This is a genomic window from Limnobacter sp. 130, assembly GCF_902506325.1.
Classification (GTDB): domain Bacteria; phylum Pseudomonadota; class Gammaproteobacteria; order Burkholderiales; family Burkholderiaceae_B; genus Limnobacter.
Genome location: NZ_LR732328.1, coordinates 598043 through 617909, shown reverse-complemented (window position 1 = coordinate 617909; position 19867 = coordinate 598043). Strand labels below are relative to the sequence as shown.

The 19867-nt window shown below is 52.0% G+C and carries 21 protein-coding genes; 5 read left to right on the top strand and 16 right to left on the bottom strand.

Annotated elements, in window-relative coordinates:
- The first annotated feature begins 17 nt into the window (after positions 1-17).
- Together FRIGORI9N_RS03005 and proC are read left to right on the top strand one after the other, a co-directional pair.
- On the top strand, positions 18-731 hold the full coding sequence (locus FRIGORI9N_RS03005; RefSeq protein ID WP_159568411.1) for a YggS family pyridoxal phosphate-dependent enzyme: 714 nt from the start codon (positions 18-20) through the stop codon (positions 729-731).
- 15 nt (positions 732-746) lie between these two features.
- Positions 747-1553 carry a pyrroline-5-carboxylate reductase gene (gene proC / locus FRIGORI9N_RS03000; protein ID WP_159568410.1) on the top strand — a complete coding sequence of 269 codons (807 nt, stop codon included), beginning with the start codon at positions 747-749 and terminating at the stop codon, positions 1551-1553.
- Positions 1554-1560: 7 nt separating this feature from the next.
- Here the strand turns inward: proC and ubiA are convergent, their stop codons facing one another.
- From ubiA to FRIGORI9N_RS02985, 3 genes are all read right to left on the bottom strand, one after another.
- A complete protein-coding gene (gene ubiA / locus FRIGORI9N_RS02995) occupies positions 1561-2424 on the bottom strand; it encodes a 4-hydroxybenzoate octaprenyltransferase (RefSeq protein ID WP_159568409.1) in 864 nt (287 codons plus the stop codon).
- A 3-nt stretch (positions 2425-2427) separates the two neighbouring features.
- Complete coding sequence (locus tag FRIGORI9N_RS02990; RefSeq protein WP_159568408.1) at positions 2428-3372, bottom strand: LysR substrate-binding domain-containing protein; 945 nt, start codon at positions 3370-3372, stop codon at positions 2428-2430.
- Between the two features lie 82 nt (positions 3373-3454).
- On the bottom strand, positions 3455-5407 hold the full coding sequence (locus FRIGORI9N_RS02985) for an APC family permease (protein ID WP_159568407.1): 1953 nt from the start codon (positions 5405-5407) through the stop codon (positions 3455-3457).
- A 134-nt stretch (positions 5408-5541) separates the two neighbouring features.
- Here FRIGORI9N_RS02985 and FRIGORI9N_RS02980 point away from each other — a divergent pair, with 134 nt between their 5' ends.
- Both FRIGORI9N_RS02980 and recG read left to right on the top strand, forming a co-directional pair.
- Positions 5542-5925 (top strand): RidA family protein, encoded by a 384-nt coding sequence (locus FRIGORI9N_RS02980; protein WP_159568406.1) that lies wholly within the window; start codon positions 5542-5544, stop codon positions 5923-5925.
- A gap of 21 nt (positions 5926-5946) precedes the next feature.
- On the top strand, positions 5947-8052 hold the full coding sequence (recG, locus tag FRIGORI9N_RS02975; protein WP_201301397.1) for an ATP-dependent DNA helicase RecG: 2106 nt from the start codon (positions 5947-5949) through the stop codon (positions 8050-8052).
- A gap of 88 nt (positions 8053-8140) precedes the next feature.
- Here recG and rplS read toward each other — a convergent pair whose 3' ends face one another.
- The 4 genes from rplS to rpsP all read right to left on the bottom strand — a co-directional run bounded on the left by rplS (position 8141) and on the right by rpsP (position 10397).
- Positions 8141-8521, bottom strand: coding sequence for a 50S ribosomal protein L19 (gene rplS, locus FRIGORI9N_RS02970; protein WP_159568405.1), 381 nt, complete (start codon positions 8519-8521; stop codon positions 8141-8143).
- Between the two features lie 125 nt (positions 8522-8646).
- On the bottom strand, positions 8647-9387 hold the full coding sequence (gene trmD, locus FRIGORI9N_RS02965; RefSeq protein ID WP_159568404.1) for a tRNA (guanosine(37)-N1)-methyltransferase TrmD: 741 nt from the start codon (positions 9385-9387) through the stop codon (positions 8647-8649).
- Positions 9387-9953, bottom strand: coding sequence for a ribosome maturation factor RimM (rimM, locus tag FRIGORI9N_RS02960; RefSeq protein ID WP_159568403.1), 567 nt, complete (start codon positions 9951-9953; stop codon positions 9387-9389). The genes trmD and rimM overlap by 1 nt, the downstream gene beginning before the upstream one ends.
- Positions 9954-10142: 189 nt before the next feature.
- Entirely contained in the window at positions 10143-10397 is a 255-nt protein-coding gene (gene rpsP / locus FRIGORI9N_RS02955) for a 30S ribosomal protein S16 (RefSeq protein WP_105029926.1), read from the bottom strand.
- 141 nt (positions 10398-10538) lie between these two features.
- On the opposite strand from rpsP, the gene FRIGORI9N_RS02950 reads away from it, so the two are divergent.
- Positions 10539-10892 (top strand): hypothetical protein, encoded by a 354-nt coding sequence (locus FRIGORI9N_RS02950; protein WP_159568402.1) that lies wholly within the window; start codon positions 10539-10541, stop codon positions 10890-10892.
- 225 nt (positions 10893-11117) lie between these two features.
- Here the strand turns inward: FRIGORI9N_RS02950 and rfaD are convergent, their stop codons facing one another.
- The 9 genes from rfaD to FRIGORI9N_RS02905 form a co-directional block, all read right to left on the bottom strand.
- A complete protein-coding gene (rfaD, locus tag FRIGORI9N_RS02945; RefSeq protein WP_159568401.1) occupies positions 11118-12128 on the bottom strand; it encodes an ADP-glyceromanno-heptose 6-epimerase in 1011 nt (336 codons plus the stop codon).
- 13 nt (positions 12129-12141) lie between these two features.
- Positions 12142-13065 carry a D-glycero-beta-D-manno-heptose-7-phosphate kinase gene (rfaE1, locus tag FRIGORI9N_RS02940; protein WP_159568400.1) on the bottom strand — a complete coding sequence of 308 codons (924 nt, stop codon included), beginning with the start codon at positions 13063-13065 and terminating at the stop codon, positions 12142-12144.
- A gap of 13 nt (positions 13066-13078) precedes the next feature.
- Positions 13079-14299: a lipopolysaccharide assembly protein LapB gene (gene lapB / locus FRIGORI9N_RS02935; RefSeq protein ID WP_159568399.1), complete on the bottom strand. Its 1221-nt coding sequence runs from the start codon at positions 14297-14299 to the stop codon at positions 13079-13081.
- The gene (locus FRIGORI9N_RS02930; RefSeq protein WP_256366109.1) at positions 14289-14609 is read right to left on the bottom strand and encodes a lipopolysaccharide assembly protein LapA domain-containing protein; all 321 of its coding nucleotides are present in this window, start codon (positions 14607-14609) and stop codon (positions 14289-14291) included. The genes lapB and FRIGORI9N_RS02930 overlap by 11 nt, the downstream gene beginning before the upstream one ends.
- A gap of 102 nt (positions 14610-14711) precedes the next feature.
- Positions 14712-15020 carry an integration host factor subunit beta gene (locus FRIGORI9N_RS02925; RefSeq protein ID WP_255411449.1) on the bottom strand — a complete coding sequence of 103 codons (309 nt, stop codon included), beginning with the start codon at positions 15018-15020 and terminating at the stop codon, positions 14712-14714.
- 44 nt (positions 15021-15064) lie between these two features.
- Positions 15065-16768 (bottom strand): 30S ribosomal protein S1, encoded by a 1704-nt coding sequence (gene rpsA, locus FRIGORI9N_RS02920; protein WP_159568397.1) that lies wholly within the window; start codon positions 16766-16768, stop codon positions 15065-15067.
- A 175-nt stretch (positions 16769-16943) separates the two neighbouring features.
- Complete coding sequence (gene cmk / locus FRIGORI9N_RS02915; RefSeq protein WP_159568396.1) at positions 16944-17618, bottom strand: (d)CMP kinase; 675 nt, start codon at positions 17616-17618, stop codon at positions 16944-16946.
- 5 nt (positions 17619-17623) lie between these two features.
- A complete protein-coding gene (gene aroA, locus FRIGORI9N_RS02910; RefSeq protein WP_159568395.1) occupies positions 17624-18967 on the bottom strand; it encodes a 3-phosphoshikimate 1-carboxyvinyltransferase in 1344 nt (447 codons plus the stop codon).
- A gap of 31 nt (positions 18968-18998) precedes the next feature.
- Entirely contained in the window at positions 18999-19859 is an 861-nt protein-coding gene (locus FRIGORI9N_RS02905) for a prephenate dehydrogenase/arogenate dehydrogenase family protein (RefSeq protein WP_159568394.1), read from the bottom strand.
- Positions 19860-19867: the final 8 nt, after the last annotated feature.

The window sequence follows — 19867 nt, the reverse complement described above, 5'->3', positions numbered from 1 at the left end:
CATTGAATTGATGCACCATGAACCGAGCCACACAATTGGCTGACATTCAAAGCAGAATTGCAGCCGCATGCAGCAAAGCTGGTCGACCTGGCTCGGCTGTCAAACTGCTGGCAGTCAGTAAAACTTTTCCCTTAAGCGACATTCTTGAGTTTCACAGCTGCGGCCAAACCTCTTTTGGTGAAAATTACCTGCAGGAAGCCTTGGATAAAATCACCCAGCTGGCTGATCACCCCAATGCGCAAACAACGGGTACCCATATTGACTGGCATTTCATTGGCCCAATTCAAAGCAACAAAACGAAGCCGATCGCAGAAAACTTTTCATGGGTGCACAGCGTTGATCGCTTGAAGATCGCGCAGCGGCTGTCTGACCAACGACCAGCAAACCTTCCTCCATTGAATGTACTGGTGCAAATCAACACCTCGGGCGAAGACAGCAAATCAGGGGTCAACCCGGATCAGGCCATTGATCTTTGCATGGCAATTCAAGGCATGAAAAACTTGGCGCTGCGCGGCCTGATGACCATACCTAGCAACACCGACAACACAGACCAACTAAAAATTGAATTCTTGAAATGCAAATCCGTATTCGATGCGCTCAATGTGCAAGGATTGAAACTGGACACGCTTTCAATGGGCATGTCCGCAGACCTTGAATTGGCCATTGAATGTGGATCAAGCTGCGTGCGTGTGGGTTCTGCCCTGTTTGGCGCACGCGACTACTCAAAATAAACACACGGAATCACTATGCAGAACACTCTATTCATCGGTGGCGGCAACATGGCTTTCGCCATTCTTGGCGGTTTGATTGGCAATGGCGCACCTGCCAGCGCATTTCATGTGGTTGATCCCAGCGCGGAAGCTGCCTCAAAAATGTCCACACTGAAAATCGGCTGCTCCACGGACTGGCCCGATCACTTCAGCCCTGAAGTGGTCGTACTTGCCGTGAAACCACAAATGATGCAACCGGTGCTCAACAGCCAAGCAGGCAATTTGAAAAACAGCTTGATTGTCAGCATTGCTGCTGGTGTCAGCGTGGCTCAAATTCAAGACTGGAGCCAGCAGCACCAGGCGCGGGTGGTACGTTGCATGCCCAACACGCCAGCATTGGTATCACAGGGCATATCGGGCTTGTATTTCACTGCCAATTGCTCTGAAAGCGATCGAAGCCTGGTCAGGCAAATTTTCAGCAGCTGCGGCGAGGTACTGGTACTGAACAATGAAGACGAAATCAATGCAGTCACCGCCATTTCAGGCAGTGGGCCAGGCTATGTATTCTTTCTCATGGAAGCATTGGCGCAAGCCGCAAAAAATCTGGGATTTGACGACGCGCAAGCCAACTTGCTGGTCAGTCAAACTTTTTTGGGAGCCGCCACACTGGCCAAGCAGTCAGACGATTCATTCGCCACCCTGCGGGAGAAAGTCACCAGCAAGGGAGGTACCACCTTCGCCGGCCTGGAACAGTTGCGCACACTGGGTGTGCAAGAAGCAATAAACAGCGCAGCCAAGGCAGCCTGTGCACGTGCTGTGGAGCTGCAAAAAGGTAGCAACTAAATTTAACTCAGAGGTACTGAAGCACCAGGCCCGCAAACAAGGCAGCGCCCAGCCAGTTGTTGTGTAAGAACGCTTTAAAACACAGCGCACGGTCTCGATTGCGAATCAGGGTGAAATGGTAAACAGCGATACCCACCGCACAAACCCAACCCAGCCAGAAAGCCGGGCCATAAGCCTGCAAGCTGGCCACCCAAGCCCAAATCAACAGGCTGGCTGCGTAGCACACCACAATGCCCGCTATGTCGTATCGGCCCAGCGTAATGGCAGCAGTTTTTATATCCAGTTTCAAATCGTCTGGCTTGTCGACCAATGCGTATTCCGTGTCGTAAGCCACTGTCCAGAATACATTGGCAACAAAAATCAACCACGCGTACGCGGGCACAGTGCCCTGAACTGCGACAAAAGCCATGGGAATCGAGAAACCAAACGCAATGCCCAAATAAGCCTGCGGCATCGGGAAAAAACGCTTGGTAAACGGGTAGCTGCCAGCCAAAAAGGCTGCGGGAATACTCATCAAAATAACCGGCCAGCCCAAGGGCAAGGTAATCAGCAAAGCCACAATTGCCAAAGCCGCCGCCAACAGCAAAGCCTCTTTTTCAGCAATTCGCCCACTGGTCAAAGGTCGGTTGCGGGTACGTTCCACATGCAAGTCAATGTCACGGTCCGCATAATCGTTAATCGCGCACCCCGCCGAACGCATCAACACCACACCGGCGACAAATATCAACAGCACATGCCAAGGCGGCATGCCTTCAGCGGCCATCCACAAGCCCCAAAGGGTGGGCCACATCAAGAGCAATATCCCGACGGGTTTGTCCAGGCGCAACAGCAAATAATAGTCTCGCAAGCGGGCCTTGTTCAAAACAGCCATTGCTTAACGCACCATTTGAGGTGCATCAAGAAACTCAACACCGTTTAAATCACATTCCATGATCGCAACGCGCAAGGCCTCAAGCGCTTCACGCCGACCAAAACTTTTACGCCATACCAATGCCACAGTTCGCCGCGTGTCATCATCGGCAAGCGGTATATACGTGAGCAAGCTTTCCTTAGGTACTGGGTTTGGCACAGAGCTGGAAGGCAGAACTGTAATTCCCACACCAGACGCAACCATGTGGCGAATCGTTTCAAGTGAACTGCCTTCAAAGGTGCGCTGAATGCCTTCGGACGACTGCGAGAATCGTGACAGCTCCGGACACACACCCAAAACCTGATCCCTGAAGCAATGTCCCGTGCCCAGCAAAAGCATGTTCTCGCTGCGCAGGTCATCTGACCTGATTGTTTCTTCGTTGGACCAACGGTGAGACTTGGGTAAAGCAACCATGAAAGGCTCATCGTACAAAGGCTGAATCACAAATCCCGATTCATTGATCGGTAATGCCAAAACAGCCACATCGATTTCACCCTGTTTCAGCAACTCGAGCAGGCGCACCGTGAAATTTTCTTGCAACACCAAGGGCATGGAGGGCACGCGTTCAATCATGCTGGACACCAGACCGGGCAACAAATAGGGCCCAATGGTATAAATTACGCCCACGCGCAACGGGCCCGCCAACGGGTCCATACCCTGCTGCGCAATACTTTTGATTGCCGAGGCTTCTTCGAGCACGCGCTGTGCCTGAACCACGATGCGTTCACCCACCGGTGTCAGCGACACCTCATTGGAGCCTCGCTCAAACAAGGAAACACTGAGCTCCTCTTCAAGCTTTTTGATGGCCACGGACAAAGTTGGCTGGCTGACAAAACAGGCATCAGCCGCACGGCCAAAATGCTTTTCGCGAGCCAAAGCGACGATGTACTTGAGTTCGGTGAGGGTCATTTAGTTTTTCTATCAAAACATCGAGTACGATTATTATTGCAAACGCAGCCCCATGAAGCAACACATCTTTTGATTAAAACCCTTAAAGTCGCATGGGCAGAATAACCATTTGCTGACCTGCATTGTGCAAGCGGCGTTGAAGTTCCAGCGCCGCCTGGTTGTGCAATAGTCGAGTCAAAATATTCTCGTTCTCAAATACCAGTTTGCTGGTAAAGAAAATTGCATTCGGGTGATTCTCGGCAACCACCTTCGCCAGGTTCGTTAACTCTTCCACGGCATCGGTGCCGAACGACAAATAGCTCTTGGCACGTAATCCATGGCTGCGGCAAAAATTCACAAAGTAATTCAGTGACACCGACGCATCAACTCGCATGGCTTCAAGTGCCTCACGACCACCGTATGCCTTGGAATCCACGGTGCGCGCATTCATGAATACAAAATTCTGAAAGTGGTTTGGAAACATGCGCTGCACCCAAAGCAATGCGTGTAAACCACCGCCACGGCTATTGCCCACAATGAATACTGCGGTGTTGCCATCAGGAATCAACTCAGGCGGCGAATGCGCCGAGCCATATTGCGCCATGGCAAACACTTCGTCGATCTTCGTAATTTTATCTTTGGTTTCCCGGTAGTGATTGCGTACCCACAGGCACACCAACACCACTACCGTGGTGATCAGCATCGTGATCCACCCCCCTTGAAAAAACTGGGTAATGATGGTTCCCAGCAAAATGGAAGCAGACACAACAAAGCCCAGCGACGCTGACAAAAATCCTTTGACGAAACGCTTCTCGTGGCGATTTTTAAGCCAGTAAACACACAGCCCCAACATGGAGAGGCTGAACACGATAAACACATTGATCGAGAACAGCACCACCAATAAATCCACATTGGCATCGCTCAGGTAGATGGCCAGCAAGGCCAACCCGCCCATTAGCATGATTCCGTTCTTGGTCACAAAACGATTGGACAGGTAACGGAACTGGTGGGGCAACCAGGAATCAATCGCCATGGTCGACAACACCCGCGGACCCACTACAAATGCAACGTGCGCGGCCAGCAGCAACACGGCTGTCTCAAGCCCCAGCATCACCAACAAGCCCAAAATGACATAGGGCCAGTCCCAGCCAATGTCAGTGAACACCCTTTCAAACAAAACACCATTTAAAGCCATGGTGGGCTCAATGTTCACGTCCCACAGGGAATACAGGGCCGCAAGGCTTGCTGCAGCAAAGGCCAGCGCGCAGGCCACATAAGCCAACATCTTCCGACGGTTCTCGCTGCTTTGCCGGTAGCGGCTTAGCTGCACCGTATCCGAAGCCGCCTCAATGCCAGTGTAAGTGCCACCACCCAGAAAAAAACCACGCGCGAAAATTGCCAGAACTGGCAACCAGCCAAACGTGCTCAGATCCGATTGCGTGGTTTCAATGCTGCGGGTGACTACGCCACCGATGTCCTGAAAATGATCAGAAAAACCCACCAGGATAAACACAAGATGTGTGAGCAGAAATGCGACAAACAAATACTTGAAAGGCTTCAAGTTCAAATGTCGACCTTGTATGTGGAAATTCATCAAACCCAGCATCAAAGCCATGGAAACCCACACCCGGTACTCGTAAAAGTACGGCGGCAAAAAACTGAACATTAAATGAGTGGAAGCACTAATGCCCAAAGCCACCATCAACACATAGTCCACCAACAGCGCCGCGCCTGCGATCAGACCCACCCTGGGGCCGAGCAAATTGGTGGCCATGGCGTAACCACCGCCACCCTTGGGAAAGAGTTCGGTGACACGGAAATAAGTCAGGGAAACAAGAAGAATGGACAGGGCTGTTAACAAGCCCAAGAACAACAACAGATGGCGGGAATCACCAAGCGCCTTGAACGACTCCTCGGGTCCAAACGCGACAGAGGCCAAACCACAGGCGCCTACAGCAACCCAGGCATACTTTTCCGAGAAAATATCATCACGCTCATTCGCCTCGAGAGACGACGATGCGGAGCGTGGCGAAGCCGGTTTTTGGGTTTGACTCATGCGTACATTGCAGCGCAACAAACAAGTCGAGTATGGTATACCGTCCCCAAGGGCAACACAATGCACCGCTCGGCGTTATCATTGCAAATGAACGCATTTAGATTCCTTTACCCAAACACTCTCCAATTCTGAACATGACACAAGCCACCGTTGTATCTACCTCCAAAGCCCCAGCAGCAATCGGGCCCTACAGCCAAGCCATCAAACTGGGCAACCTGGTTTTTACATCAGGCCAGATCGGCCTGAACCCAGCCACCGGCGACCTGGTGGGCCCTGGCACTGAAGAACAGGCTCGCCAAGCCTTCACCAATTTGAAAGCAGTGGCCGAAGAAGCTGGTGGAAGTCTTGCCAATGTTGTGAAATTCACCTTGTTTCTAACCGACTTAAGCGAATTCGCGCAGGTGAACGCCATCATGCAGGAATATGTGTCGGCTCCCTTCCCAGCCCGTTCCACAGTGGGTGTAGCCAGCCTGCCCAAAGGTGCACGTTTTGAAGTCGAAGCCATTCTGGCACTGTAACCGCGCACCCAAGCCACGCCCTTGAGCGCAGCAGCCCCCATTCAAAAGCCAGACTTCGAGGAGCTGTTGCCGCTGCCCCTCGCCATCGCGGATGCAGTCAGCGGACTGCTCACCGCACCGCACTGGATGGGGCTGGCGCTTCACCTGCCTCTTCGTTTCGAAGACAAGGCCTCGATCACCGCCATGGATTCTCTTCAGGTGGGCCAGAAGGTCAACCTGCTCGCCACCGTCGTGGGAACTGAAGTTCAATACCACCCACGCAAACAGCTTCGGGTTTGGGTTGAAGACGGCGACACCACGCTTCTTTTGCGCTGGCTCCACTTTTACCCCGGCCTCCAGCAAAAGCTCAGCGAGGGCAGTCGAATTCAGATCAGCGGACAAATTCGCCAAGGCTATGGCACCTTCGAGATGGTGCACCCAACGGTGAAAATCGCGCCGCCGGGCGCCTTCGACGAACCCAACATTTCGACAAATCAAACTGCAGCCAGTGCCGATGCCGTACTGGAGCCGGTCTACCCCAGCACGGGGCAACTCAAGCAAGGCGATTGGCACCGATGGATGAAAAAACTGCCGGCAGCTTGCTTCATCGACACCCTACCTTTGGCCCAGTGCAAAAAGTACAAGCTCTTGCCCTGGCCCGTCGCTTTGCAAACCTTGCATGGCCAGGCCAAGCCTGAAGAACTTTATGACTTGAACTTGCGCACCCACCCAGCCTGGAGCCGGGTGAAGGTGGATGAAATGCTGGCCCAGCAACTTTTGTTGCGAGAATATCGCCAACAGCGCACCCAAGAAAAAGCCAGTCCGTTGAAACCAACTAAAGCAGGACTGGTTCAAAAATTCATCAATCAACTACCATTTCAATTAACAGGTGCCCAAGAACGCGCCAGCCAGGAAATTTTTGACGATCTCCGCCAACCCTACCCAATGCAACGTTTGCTTCAAGGCGATGTCGGGAGCGGAAAAACACTGGTGGCGGCACTGGCGTGCCTGCGCGCCATAGAAAACCGCAAGCAAGCTGCAATACTGGCCCCCACCGAGGTTTTGGCTGCGCAGCACCACCACAAGCTCACCCCCTTGTTTAATGCCGTGGGCGTGCGTTGCGCAAAGTTACAAGGGGCCATGAAGAAAAGCGAGAAAGATCGCACGCTGAAAGCGCTGGCAGCCGGTGAAATCGATGTTGTTATTGGTACGCATGCCCTGGTTCAGGACAACGTTGAATTCAAAGCACTGGCCTTGGTTGTGGTGGATGAACAGCACCGTTTCGGAGTCGCCCAACGTCTCTCACTCATCGCCAAAGCCAGCGATGGCCATTTGGCACATCAACTCATGATGAGTGCCACGCCAATTCCACGCACCCTGGCACAAACCTATTTGTCAGACCTCGCCGTCTCGAATCTGGACGAAAAACCACCAGGCCGAAAACCCATCATCACCAAACTGCTGTCCCAAAAAAAACGGGATCAGCTTATTTCAGCGATTGAAGGCGAGATTAACAAAGGGCAGCAGGTGTACTGGGTATGCCCTCTGATTGAAGAAAGTGAAACACTCGACCTGCAGGCCGCGCAGGCCACCTACAACGACCTGTGTGAACAACTGCCCACCCGTAAAATTGGCTTGCTTCACGGCAAACAGGACAACAAACTCAAACAGACCACCATGGCAGCCTTTGCAGCCGGTGAAATCGATCTGCTGGTATCCACTACCGTGATCGAAGTGGGCGTTGATGTGGGCAATGCAAGCTTGATGGTCATTGATCAAGCCGAACGTTTTGGGCTGGCACAACTTCACCAGCTGCGGGGCCGTGTTGGCCGGGGTAGCGTGCAAAGTGTGTGCGTGCTGCTGTACGGCGGGCCATTGTCGAATACGTCAAAATTACGCTTGAAAGCCATGCACGAAAGCGATGATGGTTTTTATCTGGCTGAAAAAGACCTTGAAATCCGGGGGCCTGGTGAATTGCTGGGCAAGCGGCAATCTGGTTTACCCATGATGCGTTACGCCGACCCACTGGTGGACAAAGACTTACTGGAATTGGCGAGAACCCTGGCTCAACAAATGCCCAGGAATGCGGACAATACTCGCCGGCATATTCAACGGTGGATTGAAGAAACACCCTGGTGGCTAAGCTGAAAATGAGTTGAAAACAAAAAAGCCAGTTCACGGGGAACTGGCTTTTTGGTGCTACCCGGGCATAACGCCTTGGTGAACTGCAAATCGCTTATTTAGCAGCTTGCTTGTTCACGCGGTTAGGCAACTTTTCCTTAATACGTGCAGACTTGCCTGAACGATCGCGCAGGTAGTACAGCTTAGCGCGGCGAACATCACCACGACGCTTAACTTCGATCTTTTCAATCGAGGGTGAGTACAGCTGGAATGTACGCTCAACACCTTCGCCAGAGGAAATCTTGCGAACGATGAAAGAGGAATTCAAACCACGATTGCGACGAGCAATTACTACGCCTTCGTACGCTTGCAAACGTGAACGTGTGCCTTCGATTACACGAACACTCACGATCACTGTGTCGCCGGGGGCGAACGCAGGGATCTCTTTACCCAAACGAGCAATTTCTTCTTGCTCAAGTTGTTGAATCAAATTCATTGATAGCTCCAAGTCATCATTCACGGGCTTTATTGACTCAATTAATTGAGAGTGCACCGCCAGAGGATGAAAAAATTAAAAGGTGTATGCCTGCCAATTCGACATTGTGCAAAGCAGCCACCAACCTAGACCTTTTTGCCAGCTTTCCCTGCTTGACTACATGAATCAGGAGCAAGAGCCTCTAGCAACTCCGGTCGAAAGCGTTCTGTATAAGCTTTCGCTTGCTCAAAACGCCAACTCTCTATTTTCGCATGATTTCCAGACAAAAGCACGTCTGGAACTGCTTTATTTTCAAAAACTTCCGGTCGGGTGTAGTGCGGACAATCCAGCAAACCCGACTCAAATGAATCTTGCGTGGCAGACAAGGCGTGATTCAACACGTCGGGAAGCAGGCGTACCCAGGCATCCACAAAGCAGGCCACCGCCAGCTCGCCACCTGAAAGTACGAAATCACCCAAGCAATAGGTTTGATCCACATACTCGTCAATAAACCGCTGGTCTACGCCCTCGTAGCGACCACACAGTAAAATTGCACCCAAACCCTGATCGCTCAAAGCCCGGATAGTGGCCTGCTTCAACAAAGGACCGTGGGGGGTTAAAAACACCACAGGCGCCTGATCACCGCGGTCTGCACGAATGGCATTGACACAACGCACCAGTGGCTCGGCCAGCATTACCATGCCAGGTCCACCGCCATAGGGCCGGTCATCAACCGTGCGGTGAGGGTCATCGGTAAAATCACGAGGATTCCAGCAATTCAGCTCGAACAGCTGTTTTTTCAGCGCCCTGCCAACAACACCCAATTCGATCAGATTTGGAAATTGATCGGGAAAAAGGGTAATGACATCAAAGCGCGAGCCGGACATCAGTAATCTTCCTGCCAATCCGCTTGAATTTGCTTGGACTGCGTGTCCACATTCAAAACATACGCGGCCACGAATGGAACCAGTATTTCCTGCTCAGCATCGCCCTTGACCAACAAAATTGGATGCGCACCGTGGTCAACCACCTGCACCACCGTGCCCAATACCTTGTTTTGCAAGTTACTTACCGTGCAACCTACCAAATCAACCCAGTAGTACTCACCCTCAGCAGGTGTGGGAAAACGAGACCGCGACACATAAACCCGACGTCCCTTGAACTGAGCGGCAAGTTCTGGCTGTTCAATGCCTTCCAGGTGCGCAACAATGCGACTGGAGTGCGGCTTGCTTTGCAAGACACGAAATGGCTCAAACACCAAGTCCTCGAACTTCGGTTGCGCTGCGCGACGAATTGCGGCCCCTTCCGTGACTGGCAAGCGTGAAACCCACCATTGCTTGCTCTTGAGCAATACGTCCGGCTCTTCAGACGAAGGCAGCACATTGAGCCAACCCTTCAGGCCGTAAGGCTCGCCAATTCTGCCCAGTTCTACCAAATCGTCAGGTACGTTCATGCTCAGTGTCCAAACCTTAGTGTCACAACATCAGCCCACAATGGGTACTTCGCAAAACCAAAAACAAAAGTCCGCGAACGTATCATCCACGGACTTTGTATACCAACCTGCTTTCTGACTCAACCGCACCCCGGAACACACCGGTTTTAGAGGTACCTGACTCAGAAAGCTTAGCTCAAGCGGCTAAACTCAAGCGGCTTGTTTGGCGTTGTATTCACCAACCAGGCGCTCTACTGTTGAAGAGCACTGTGCGCCAACGCTTTTCCAGTAGGTCAAGCGATCCATGGCAATGCGCAGGCCTTCTGAACCTGCAGGCGCTACCGGGTTGTAAAAGCCGATACGCTCGATGAAACGGCCATCGCGACGGTTGCGTGAATCAGCAGCCACCAGGCTATAAAATGGGCGCTTTTTAGAACCACCACGTGCGAGTCGAATGACGACCATAATTTCCTCTATTAAATTAGTGCCTGCAGCACACACCTAAGCCACTGCAAACGAATGAATCATTGGGATTTCGATACACGAAATCCGATAACCCGCTATTATAGCCAGCGTAATCCAATCTAACAAGCAGTGTTTTAAAAAATGAATGCATCACCTCAAGAACCTTTTAAATCCAAGCTTTTGTTCTGCTGGCTTGCCCTGCTTACAGGCGCCATTGGAGGCCACTGGATTTACGCCGGAAAAAAACGCTTCTGGCTTTACATGCTGACGTTTCCATTGTCCGCATTTGCCGGGTGGATAGACACCATGCGCTACGGCTTGATGAAAGACGAAGAATTCAATGCGAAGTTAAATCCAGAGTATGAAAGTGACATTAAACAAACCACAGGCGCTGTGGTGGTATCGATCGCCCTGTCGCTGGCCTTTGGAATGACCGCCCTGATGGCCACACTGGCCATGGTGTTTCAGTGGTATTTCAGTGGCATTGTGAGCTGAATAGGCAATACCAAAAAAAAGCCCGCTAAAAAGCGGGCTTAACAGGGCTTGAGGAGACAGAGACACTTGCTTGGTCGCAAGGCTCGCCCCTAAGGGGAGTATGCGATTCCACAAGCAGTTGGCCTACCCTTAAAACGCGGGGGGAACCCCAACGGTTTACAGGCGACTCGGTTCAAGAGGCCGAGTCAACCAACATTAATAAGTGTCATCCTCTCCGCATTAGTTTCATGGTTTCAAATATTTTTTAATTAAACGCCCAACATACCGCGCCACACCCGCTTCTACGCTGTAAAAACTACCTGTGTAACCCGCTGCACGCAAATTGCTCAAATCGGCTTGCGTGTAACTTTGGTACTTGCCTTTCAAAGCATCCGGAAACTCAATGTACTCAATAAAGCCGCCCTGCACCGCTTCATTCAAACTCAAAGTAGCACTGCCCTGACTCTCTCGCAGAGTGTTCAATGTGGTCAAGGCCACATCATTGAAGGTTTGTGCGCGCCCGGTACCTAAATTGTAGACACCCGAAGGCGCAGTGCTCGCCTGCTCGAAAAAGAACATGTTCACCTTGACGACATCTTCGATCGACACGAAATCGCGCTGCTGGCAACCCGCTTCGTAACCACCGTAAGGGCCAAACAATTTAACCGAGCCGCCCTCACGAAATTGATTGAAGTTGTGAAACGCCACCGAAGCCATACGGCCTTTGTGCTGCTCACGATCGCCGTACACATTGAAATATCGAAAGCCAAATACCGGCGCCTTCAGACCAATATTCATTTGCCTGCGCAACACCTGGTCGAACAAGAACTTGGAGTATCCATACACATTCAGCGGCTTTTCAACTTCACGGTTTTCGATAAATTCCGTGCTGCCGCCGTAAACCGCGGCCGAGGATGCGTACAGGAATGGGGTGCCAGTGCGCTGCGCCCACTCAAACAGGGCCTGAGTGTAGCGAAAGTTATTGGCCATCATGTAGTTGCCATTGTGCTCCATGGTGTCGGAACAAGCACCTTCATGAAAAATCGCATCAAACTTGCCAAATTCGCCGCGCTCAATTCGCGCCAGGAAATCAGTTTTATCGAGGTAATCGGAAATTTCACAATCCACCAGATTCAAAAACTTGTCGCCCTTGGTCAGGTTGTCCACAGCCAACACATCGGTAATGCCTCGATCGTTGAGCGCTTTTACCAAATTGCTGCCGATCAAACCGGCGGCACCGGTCACAATCACTTTCATCGTCTCAAATCCTTTAATTTAGCTCTTCCGGCAATATCACAGCAGTACCCAATTTGCCAACCACCACACCGCCGGCCTTGTTGGCCAATGCCACGCTGTCTGGCAAACTCATACCCGAACCAACCGCACAAGCCAGCGTTGCAATTACAGTGTCACCGGCACCCGACACATCAAACACCTCGCGGGCCTGGGCAGGCACATGGAAACTACCCTCCGCAGTGAACAACGTCATACCCTCTTCCGAGCGTGTCAACAACAAGGCCCCCAAACTCAAACGCTCACGCAAAATTTGCGCCTTTTCAATCAACTGGGCTTCGGTTTTCCAGCTACCCATGACCTGTTTGAACTCCGAACGATTTGGAGTAAGTACCGACGCACCAGCATACTTGCCGTAGTCGTCCCCTTTGGGGTCGACCAAGGTGGTTTTGCCCGCCTTTTTACACAAAGCAATCATTTCTGCGACATGCTCCAGGCTGCCTTTGCCATAGTCTGAAAACAGAATTACATCGTGATTGGTGTATTCCTGCTCAAACAACTCCATTTTCGTCGTCAATTGCTCAGGCGAAGGGCGCTCTTCGAAATCAATACGTACCAGCTGTTGTTGGCGGGCGATCACACGCAGCTTAACGGTGGTGGGAAAATTCGGATCTTTCAGCAAACGTGAACGCACGCCACTTTTTTCAAGCAAAGCTTCAACGGTGTGGCCAGGTTCGTCGTTGCCAACTACACCCATCAAACACAGTTGCGCGCCCAATGAACTGGCATTAATGGCCACGTTGGCCGCGCCACCCAATCGTTCATCTTTGGTGCCCACTAAAACCACGGGCACGGGTGCCTCTGGAGAAATGCGCTCTACATCGCCAAACCAATAGCGATCCAGCATGACATCGCCGACCACGAGAATTTTAGCGTCTTTAAATTGAGACCTGTCGACCATTGTTCAGCCTGTTTTAATGGGTATGAGCCTGGGTGTGTGCAGCCTTTTTTGCAGACACCGGGTAAAAATCAAGTTCTTCAGCACGGCGCGGCACAATCGAATCCCAATTGGCGCAACCTGGGCATTGCCAATAAAACTTCTTGGCCTGAAAACCACAAGACTGACAACGATAACGCTCCAGGCGCTGCGTATGTTTTGAAATCAACTCGCGCGTCAGGCGAAGATCCTGCATTCGATCGTCGTCGAGCTTGCCGCGCAGCTGATGTTCCAGCAACTTGTCCAAACCCAGCAAACTGGGGCGGGCACGCACTTGCTCACGCAACAATTCGAACGCCGCAAAAGGCCCCTTCGTTTCTTCAACAGCTTGCGCCAGCACCAGCAACAAATCAATCGAAGGATACATGGTGCAGTATTCCAGCAAGGCTGCAATACCCTCTTCCTCACGCTCAAGTTTCTTGAATGCGGCCCACATATTCGGCCCAACCAAGGGTAGATACCAGGGATTTTGACGCTCAGCGGCGCGCCACTGGCCAATCGCATCTTCAAACTGATTCTGCGTGAAGTAAATTTCACCCAACAACAGGGACGCACGTACGTTTTGCGCATCCGTTAGCAATGCGTTTTGCAGCTCAGCCTTGGCTTTGGGCAAATCACCCTCATCAATCAACTGGGCAGCAAGTTCGCAGTAAAAGTGCGCAATGTCGCCCGCTGGCACATCGGCACCGTACTCTCGAAGTTTGTGGGCCTGCGCAATGGCCTTGTCCCACGCCTTTTCCAGCTCGTATAACTCCAGCAGCTGGCGAGACGCTTCGGCTTTCATGTGGGAATTCGACAAACTGTGAAAGGCCTGCTCGGCGCGATCAAGAATACCGGCCCTGAGGAAATCAACACCCAGCTCATAGGTGGCCTTTTCCCGGTCTGAGGAGGTGATTTGCTCGCGTGTGGTCAAAAACTGGTGAACCCGGATGGCGCGGTCAATTTCACCTTTTTTGCGAAACAGATTGGCCAGCGCAAAGTGCAATTCAACGGTGTGGGTATCAATCGCCGCCACTTCCAGAAACGCATCAATGGCCTTGTCAGGCTGCTCGCTGAGCAGAAAATTAACGCCTTTGAAATAGGATGCTGGCAATTGACCACGCACTGATGCGTCTGAACGTTTTTCCAGACGTGCCGCCATCCACCCCAAACTGAAAATCAGCGGAATGAGTACCAACCACCAAGTTTCAAATTCCATGACTTGGGCCTATTGGCAATGCGGGCATGGGTTCTTCAACGATAACCGCCGTGTTGCCTTGCGCTTTAAGTTGATTCAACTCTCGCTCAAGACGTTCGGCATTTTTGGAGGCCACAGATGCGGCACGCTTGGCTTTTAACCAGGACGGTAGAAGTGAAATCCACGCGAACACTGCACCAAGTAACAGTGCAATCAGCAATGCCACAACCAGTTGCACCTGAATTTCAAGACCAGGCAACCATTTCACTGTGACTAAATCTGTGTTTCGGATTGAAAAGGTGAGAACAACAAGGAAGAGTGCAAGTCGCACTACCCAGGCAAGTATTTTCAAGGTGGTCCCCTGTTTGTAGTTGGATCAACACCGATACATTCATCGGCGTGATAACTCAGGCTTCACCGAAGAACGATCGAATTAACTCTCTTTCTTGGAGTATAAATCAACTCGCTCGCGTAGCTCTTTGCCGGGCTTAAAGTGTGGCACGCGCTTTTCAGGCACAACCACCTGTTCTCCTGACTTCGGATTGCGACCCACACGCTGCGGGCGACGAGTCAGGGAGAAACTGCCGAACCCTCGAATCTCAATGCGCTGACCTTCGGCCAAGGCTTGAGTCATGGAATCGAGAATGCTTTTGACAGCGAAGTCCGTGTCGCGCACAGGCAACTTGGGGAAACGCTTGACCAGCTGATTGATGAGTTCTGATTTTGTCATTGTTCTTGAAATAAAAAGGCGCTTCCCGAATGGGAAGCGCCACTTCTACAGACTGATTACTGGTTGTTACCCAGCTTTGCTTTCAACAACGCGCCCAAGCTGGTTGTACCAGCAGAGCCTGCGCTTTCTTCAGAGATTTTCTTCATGGCTTCATCGGTATCAACCTGGTCTTTGGCCTTGATGGACAAAGCGATCGAACGGGCCTTGCGGTCCACGTTGATTACCATGGCTGTTACAGCGTCGCCTTCCTTGTATGCATTGCGAGCATCTTCAACACGGTCGTTGGAGATCTCGGAAGCACGCAGGTAGCCTTCGATGTCATCGCCAAGGTCGACAACAACACCTTTGGCGTCTACTGATTTAACAGTACCGTTGACCATGCTGCCACGGTCATTGGATGATGCGAACACTGTGAAGGGGTCGCCCGACAACTGCTTGATACCCAAGCTGATGCGCTCACGCTCAGTGTCGATTGCCAATACCAAGGCTTCAACTTCGTCACCTTTCTTGAAACGACGCACGGCTTCTTCGCCGGTTTCGTTCCAGGACAGGTCAGACAGGTGCACCAAGCCATCGATACCACCAGGCAAGCCGATGAATACGCCGAAGTCAGTGATTGACTTGATTGCGCCAGATACTTTGTCGCCTTTCTTGAAGCTGGTAGAGAACTCTTCCCAAGGGTTGGCCGCACATTGCTTCATGCCCAGGCTGATACGACGACGCTCTTCGTCGATTTCCAGAACCATGACTTCAACTTCGTCGCCCAAAGTAACAACTTTCTTGGGATCTACGTTCTTGTTGGTCCAGTCCATTTCTGAAACGTGTACCAAACCTTCAATGCCTTGCTCAACTTCAACAAATGCGCCGTAGTCAGTAATGTTGGTTACTTTTCCGAACAAACGTGTGTCGGCTGGGTAACGACGTGACAAACCGACCCATGGGTCTTCGCCAAGCTGCTTCACGCCCAAGGACACGCGGTTCTTTTCCTGGTCGAACTTCAATACTTTTGCTTCGATTTCTTCGCCAACTGTCAGCACTTCTGACGGGTGACGTACACGACGCCATGCCAGGTCGGTGATGTGCAACAGGCCGTCGATACCACCCAGATCCACGAACGCGCCGTAGTCGGTGATGTTCTTGACGATGCCCTTGACTACAGAACCTTCCTGCAGGTTGGACAGGAGCTTTTCACGCTCTTCACCCATGGTGGCTTCAACCACTGCACGGCGTGACAACACAACGTTGTTGCGCTTGCGATCCAGCTTGATCACCTTGAATTCGAGGGTCTTGCCTTCGAATGGTGTGGTGTCTTTCACGGGGCGCACATCTACCAGTGAACCTGGCAGGAAAGCACGAATGCTGTTGACCATCACGGTCAGGCCGCCCTTCACCTTGCCGGTGATGGTACCTGTTACCAGCTCGCCTGATTCCAGAGCTTGCTCCAGGCTCAGCCATGCGGACAGACGCTTGGCCTTGTCGCGGGACAGCAATGTTTCGCCGTAACCGTTTTCCAGCGCTTCGATGGCCACGGAGATGAAGTCACCGTCGTTGACTTCGATGTTGCCGTGGTCGTCTTTAAATTCTTCGAGGGGAATGTAGCTTTCAGATTTCAGCCCGGCATTCACAACAACGTAGTTGTAATCAACACGAACAACTTCGGCTGTGATCACTTCGCCTGCGCGCATTTCTTTGCGATTCAGGCTTTCTTCAAACATAGCTGCAAAGCTATCTGGGGCTTGGGTAATTTCAGTTGTGGTCATAAATTTGAGATTTAACACGCCATTGCGGGAAGCAAGGCGGAGTTCAAAAACGTGCCATTCGGGATTGAAAAGCACGGCTTCTTGTTCAGCACACAAAGACCTGCTTGAAAAAACAGGCGCTGTTAAGCAAACAAGGGATGAGATTATACCAAGAAAGTCTTTGCTGATCAAGCGTTTAAATGCGTTCTTGTGCCCAGGTGAAGATGGTCGCAACCACTTGATCAATTGGCATGTTCGAACAATCCAACACCAAGGCATCTTCGCAGGGTTTGAGTGGCGCAACGGCCCGCTCGGTGTCGCGTTTGTCGCGGGTCATCAGATCGTTATAAATGGCCTGAAAGTCAGCTGACTGGCCTCGCCCTTCAATTTGTTTCACGCGCCGCTCGGCTCGGACTTGTGCGCTGGCTGTCAGAAACACTTTCAATACAGAGTCGGGAAAAACAACAGACCCCATGTCGCGACCATCCGCCACCAAACCGGGATTCTGTCGAAAATCACGTTGACGCGCCAGCAAGCCTGCACGAATTTCAGGCACCACGGCCAAACGAGAAGCCATGACACCCGCTTCTTCGGTACGAATGGCTTCCGACACATCGTTACCCTGGAGCAGGATGCTTTGCCCTTGAAATTGCACCGGTAAATTGGCAGCCATTGGAATGATCTGCTTTAAGTCTTCAGACAGGTCTGGATTCAAACCCGTTTGCGCCACCGCCACAGCCAACACACGATAAATTGCACCGCTGTCGAGATAGTGATAGCCGAGTCGGCCTGCCACTAACGCAGCCACTGTGCCCTTTCCCGAGGCGGTTGGGCCGTCAATGGCAATGACCGGGCAGTTTGACATGCTCATGAGGTTTAACCTTTGCGAACCGATTGGACATTCATGCCCAATGAATTGGCCAAAGCAACAAAGCCCGGGAAGGAGGTGTCTACCGTTTGCGCGCCATGAATAACCATGGTGCCGTGGGCACGAATGGCCGCGACACTGAATGACATCGCAATGCGGTGATCACCTTGCGATTCGATACTTGTTGCTTTGTAGCGCAAGCCGTCCAAATGGCCCAAGCCCTGGATAATCATGCCGTCCTCAGTGGGTTCTGCATCAATGCCGCACTTTTGCAGACCATGTGCCATCACGGCAATTCGATCAGATTCCTTCACGCGCAATTCTTCGGCACCAGTCAACACGGTACGCCCAGTGGCATTGGCCGCAGCGACAAACAACACAGGGAACTCATCAATGGCCAAAGGCACCAGGTGCTCTGGAATTTCAATGCCCTTCAAGGCAGCGCTGCGAATGCGTACATCGGCCACTGGCTCGCCACCCACTTCCGCATGATTGCTCAACTCGATATTGGCGCCCATCAACTTCAAAATATCAATTACGCCGATGCGGGTTGGGTTCAAGCCCACATGTTTCAATGTAATGTCCGCTTGCGGCGCGATGGATGCCGCCACCATGAAAAATGCAGCCGATGAAATGTCGGAAGGCACATCAATTTTTGTGGCTTTCAATGTTTGGCCACCCTTCAAGCTGGCCCGGGAACCTTCGGTGATCACCTCCACACCGAAGCCACGCAACATGCGCTCAGTGTGGTCGCGGGTTACCGCAGGCTCGGTGACGGTAGTGGTGCCATCGGCATACAAACCAGCCAGCAACACGCAAGACTTCACCTGTGCCGAGGCCATGGGCAATTCGTAGTCAATGGCTTTCAAGGTGGTACGCCCGTGGATGTGCAAGGGTGGCCGCCCACCTTCTTGTGACTCGATGCGAGCTCCCATCAGCACCAGCGGATCGATCACTCGCTTCATGGGGCGTTTGCCCAAACTTGAATCGCCAGTCAGCATGCAGTCAAAATCCTGCCCGGCCAGCAGACCCGACATCAGCCGCATTGATGTACCGGAGTTTCCACAATCAAGTACCTCGCGCGGGGCTTTCAAGCCGTGCATTCCAACACCGTGCACTTTCACCTTGCCGTGGTCAGGCCCGTCAATGCTGACTCCCAAAGCCCGAAAAGCGTTCATGGTGGCCAAGGCATCCTCGCCTTCCAGAAAGCCTTCCACTTCTGTGGTGCCTTCAGCAATGGACCCCATCATGATTGAACGATGAGAAATCGATTTGTCGCCAGGTACCCGGGCGAAGCCCGACATGTTCCCTGTGCTGCTCGCGTGAAATTCGATCAAATTCAGATCTGACATAACAAAATACCTGTTGAATAATTGGCCTGAATCAATTCTGTTTCCAATGGCTTCGATACTCCGAAGCCTGACTCAAAATACGCTCCAGCGTCGCGCGATCATTGGTTTCAATCGCTGCGCGAAGGCTTGAAATATTTGCCTCAAAACCACTGAGCATGTTCAATAAAGCAGCGCTGTTATTTTGAAAAATATCGGCCCACATTTCGGGTGAACTTGCTGCAATCCGGGTAAAGTCCCGGTAGCCCGCGCCCCCCTCTTTCATGAACTCAGCACCTTTGGGATGACCCAATACGCTGGCCACATAACTAAAAGCGAGCAAATGAGGCAGGTGACTGACGGCACCGAACATTTCATCGTGGTCCATGGCATTCATGGTGCTTAATTTGGCACCAATCGCAGCCCAAAAGTTTTCAACTTTTTTCAAACCAGCCGGGTTGGTTTGTGGCAGGGGGCACAGCACGCAATTGCGCCCTTCAAACAAATCGGACACTGCAGCGGCCGGCCCGTGCGATTCGCCACCCGCAATGGGATGGGCCAACACGAACCGGGATTTCAAACCTGGAAACTGCGGCTCAAGCTCATCTAGCATGACAGCCACATCCGACTTGGTACTACCCGCATCAAAAATCAAGCAATTGGGTGGCAGAGAAGGCAGAAATTGGGTCAGCACCTGCTTGTATTGCCGAACGGGAATTGACAGCACGACCACGTCGACATTTCGTACGTTGGCATCGCCCGGACCCGCTATGCATTCATCGACAATGCCCAAGCGAAGCGCCTCATGCGCTGTTTCAAGTTTGCGCGAATAGCCCAGAACATGACCTGCCAAACCTTTTTTCTTGGCCGCCAGACAGATTGAGCCACCTATCAGGCCCACCCCGATTGCAAGCATGCGATTAA

Bases quoted from the DNA above. Each gene is read 5' to 3' on its own strand.
- rimM (WP_159568403.1), bottom strand. From the start codon at position 9,953: ATGAACGTACCTGACGATTTGGTAGAACTGGGCAGAATTGGCGAGCCT.
- FRIGORI9N_RS02950 (WP_159568402.1), top strand. From the start codon at position 10,539: ATGAATGCATCACCTCAAGAACCTTTTAAATCCAAGCTTTTGTTCTGC.
- FRIGORI9N_RS02990 (WP_159568408.1), bottom strand. From the start codon at position 3,372: ATGACCCTCACCGAACTCAAGTACATCGTCGCTTTGGCTCGCGAAAAG.
- aroA (WP_159568395.1), bottom strand. From the start codon at position 18,967: ATGTCAGATCTGAATTTGATCGAATTTCACGCGAGCAGCACAGGGAAC.
- rfaD (WP_159568401.1), bottom strand. From the start codon at position 12,128: ATGAAAGTGATTGTGACCGGTGCCGCCGGTTTGATCGGCAGCAATTTG.
- cmk (WP_159568396.1), bottom strand. From the start codon at position 17,618: ATGAGCATGTCAAACTGCCCGGTCATTGCCATTGACGGCCCAACCGCC.
- FRIGORI9N_RS03005 (WP_159568411.1), top strand. From the start codon at position 18: ATGAACCGAGCCACACAATTGGCTGACATTCAAAGCAGAATTGCAGCC.
- lapB (WP_159568399.1), bottom strand. From the start codon at position 14,299: ATGGAATTTGAAACTTGGTGGTTGGTACTCATTCCGCTGATTTTCAGT.
- FRIGORI9N_RS02985 (WP_159568407.1), bottom strand. From the start codon at position 5,407: ATGAGTCAAACCCAAAAACCGGCTTCGCCACGCTCCGCATCGTCGTCT.
- rpsP (WP_105029926.1), bottom strand. From the start codon at position 10,397: ATGGTCGTCATTCGACTCGCACGTGGTGGTTCTAAAAAGCGCCCATTT.
- rpsA (WP_159568397.1), bottom strand. From the start codon at position 16,768: ATGACCACAACTGAAATTACCCAAGCCCCAGATAGCTTTGCAGCTATG.
- ubiA (WP_159568409.1), bottom strand. From the start codon at position 2,424: ATGGCTGTTTTGAACAAGGCCCGCTTGCGAGACTATTATTTGCTGTTG.
- FRIGORI9N_RS02980 (WP_159568406.1), top strand. From the start codon at position 5,542: ATGACACAAGCCACCGTTGTATCTACCTCCAAAGCCCCAGCAGCAATC.
- FRIGORI9N_RS02905 (WP_159568394.1), bottom strand. From the start codon at position 19,859: ATGCTTGCAATCGGGGTGGGCCTGATAGGTGGCTCAATCTGTCTGGCG.
- proC (WP_159568410.1), top strand. From the start codon at position 747: ATGCAGAACACTCTATTCATCGGTGGCGGCAACATGGCTTTCGCCATT.
- rfaE1 (WP_159568400.1), bottom strand. From the start codon at position 13,065: ATGGTCGACAGGTCTCAATTTAAAGACGCTAAAATTCTCGTGGTCGGC.
- trmD (WP_159568404.1), bottom strand. From the start codon at position 9,387: ATGTCCGGCTCGCGCTTTGATGTCATTACCCTTTTTCCCGATCAATTT.
- rplS (WP_159568405.1), bottom strand. From the start codon at position 8,521: ATGAATTTGATTCAACAACTTGAGCAAGAAGAAATTGCTCGTTTGGGT.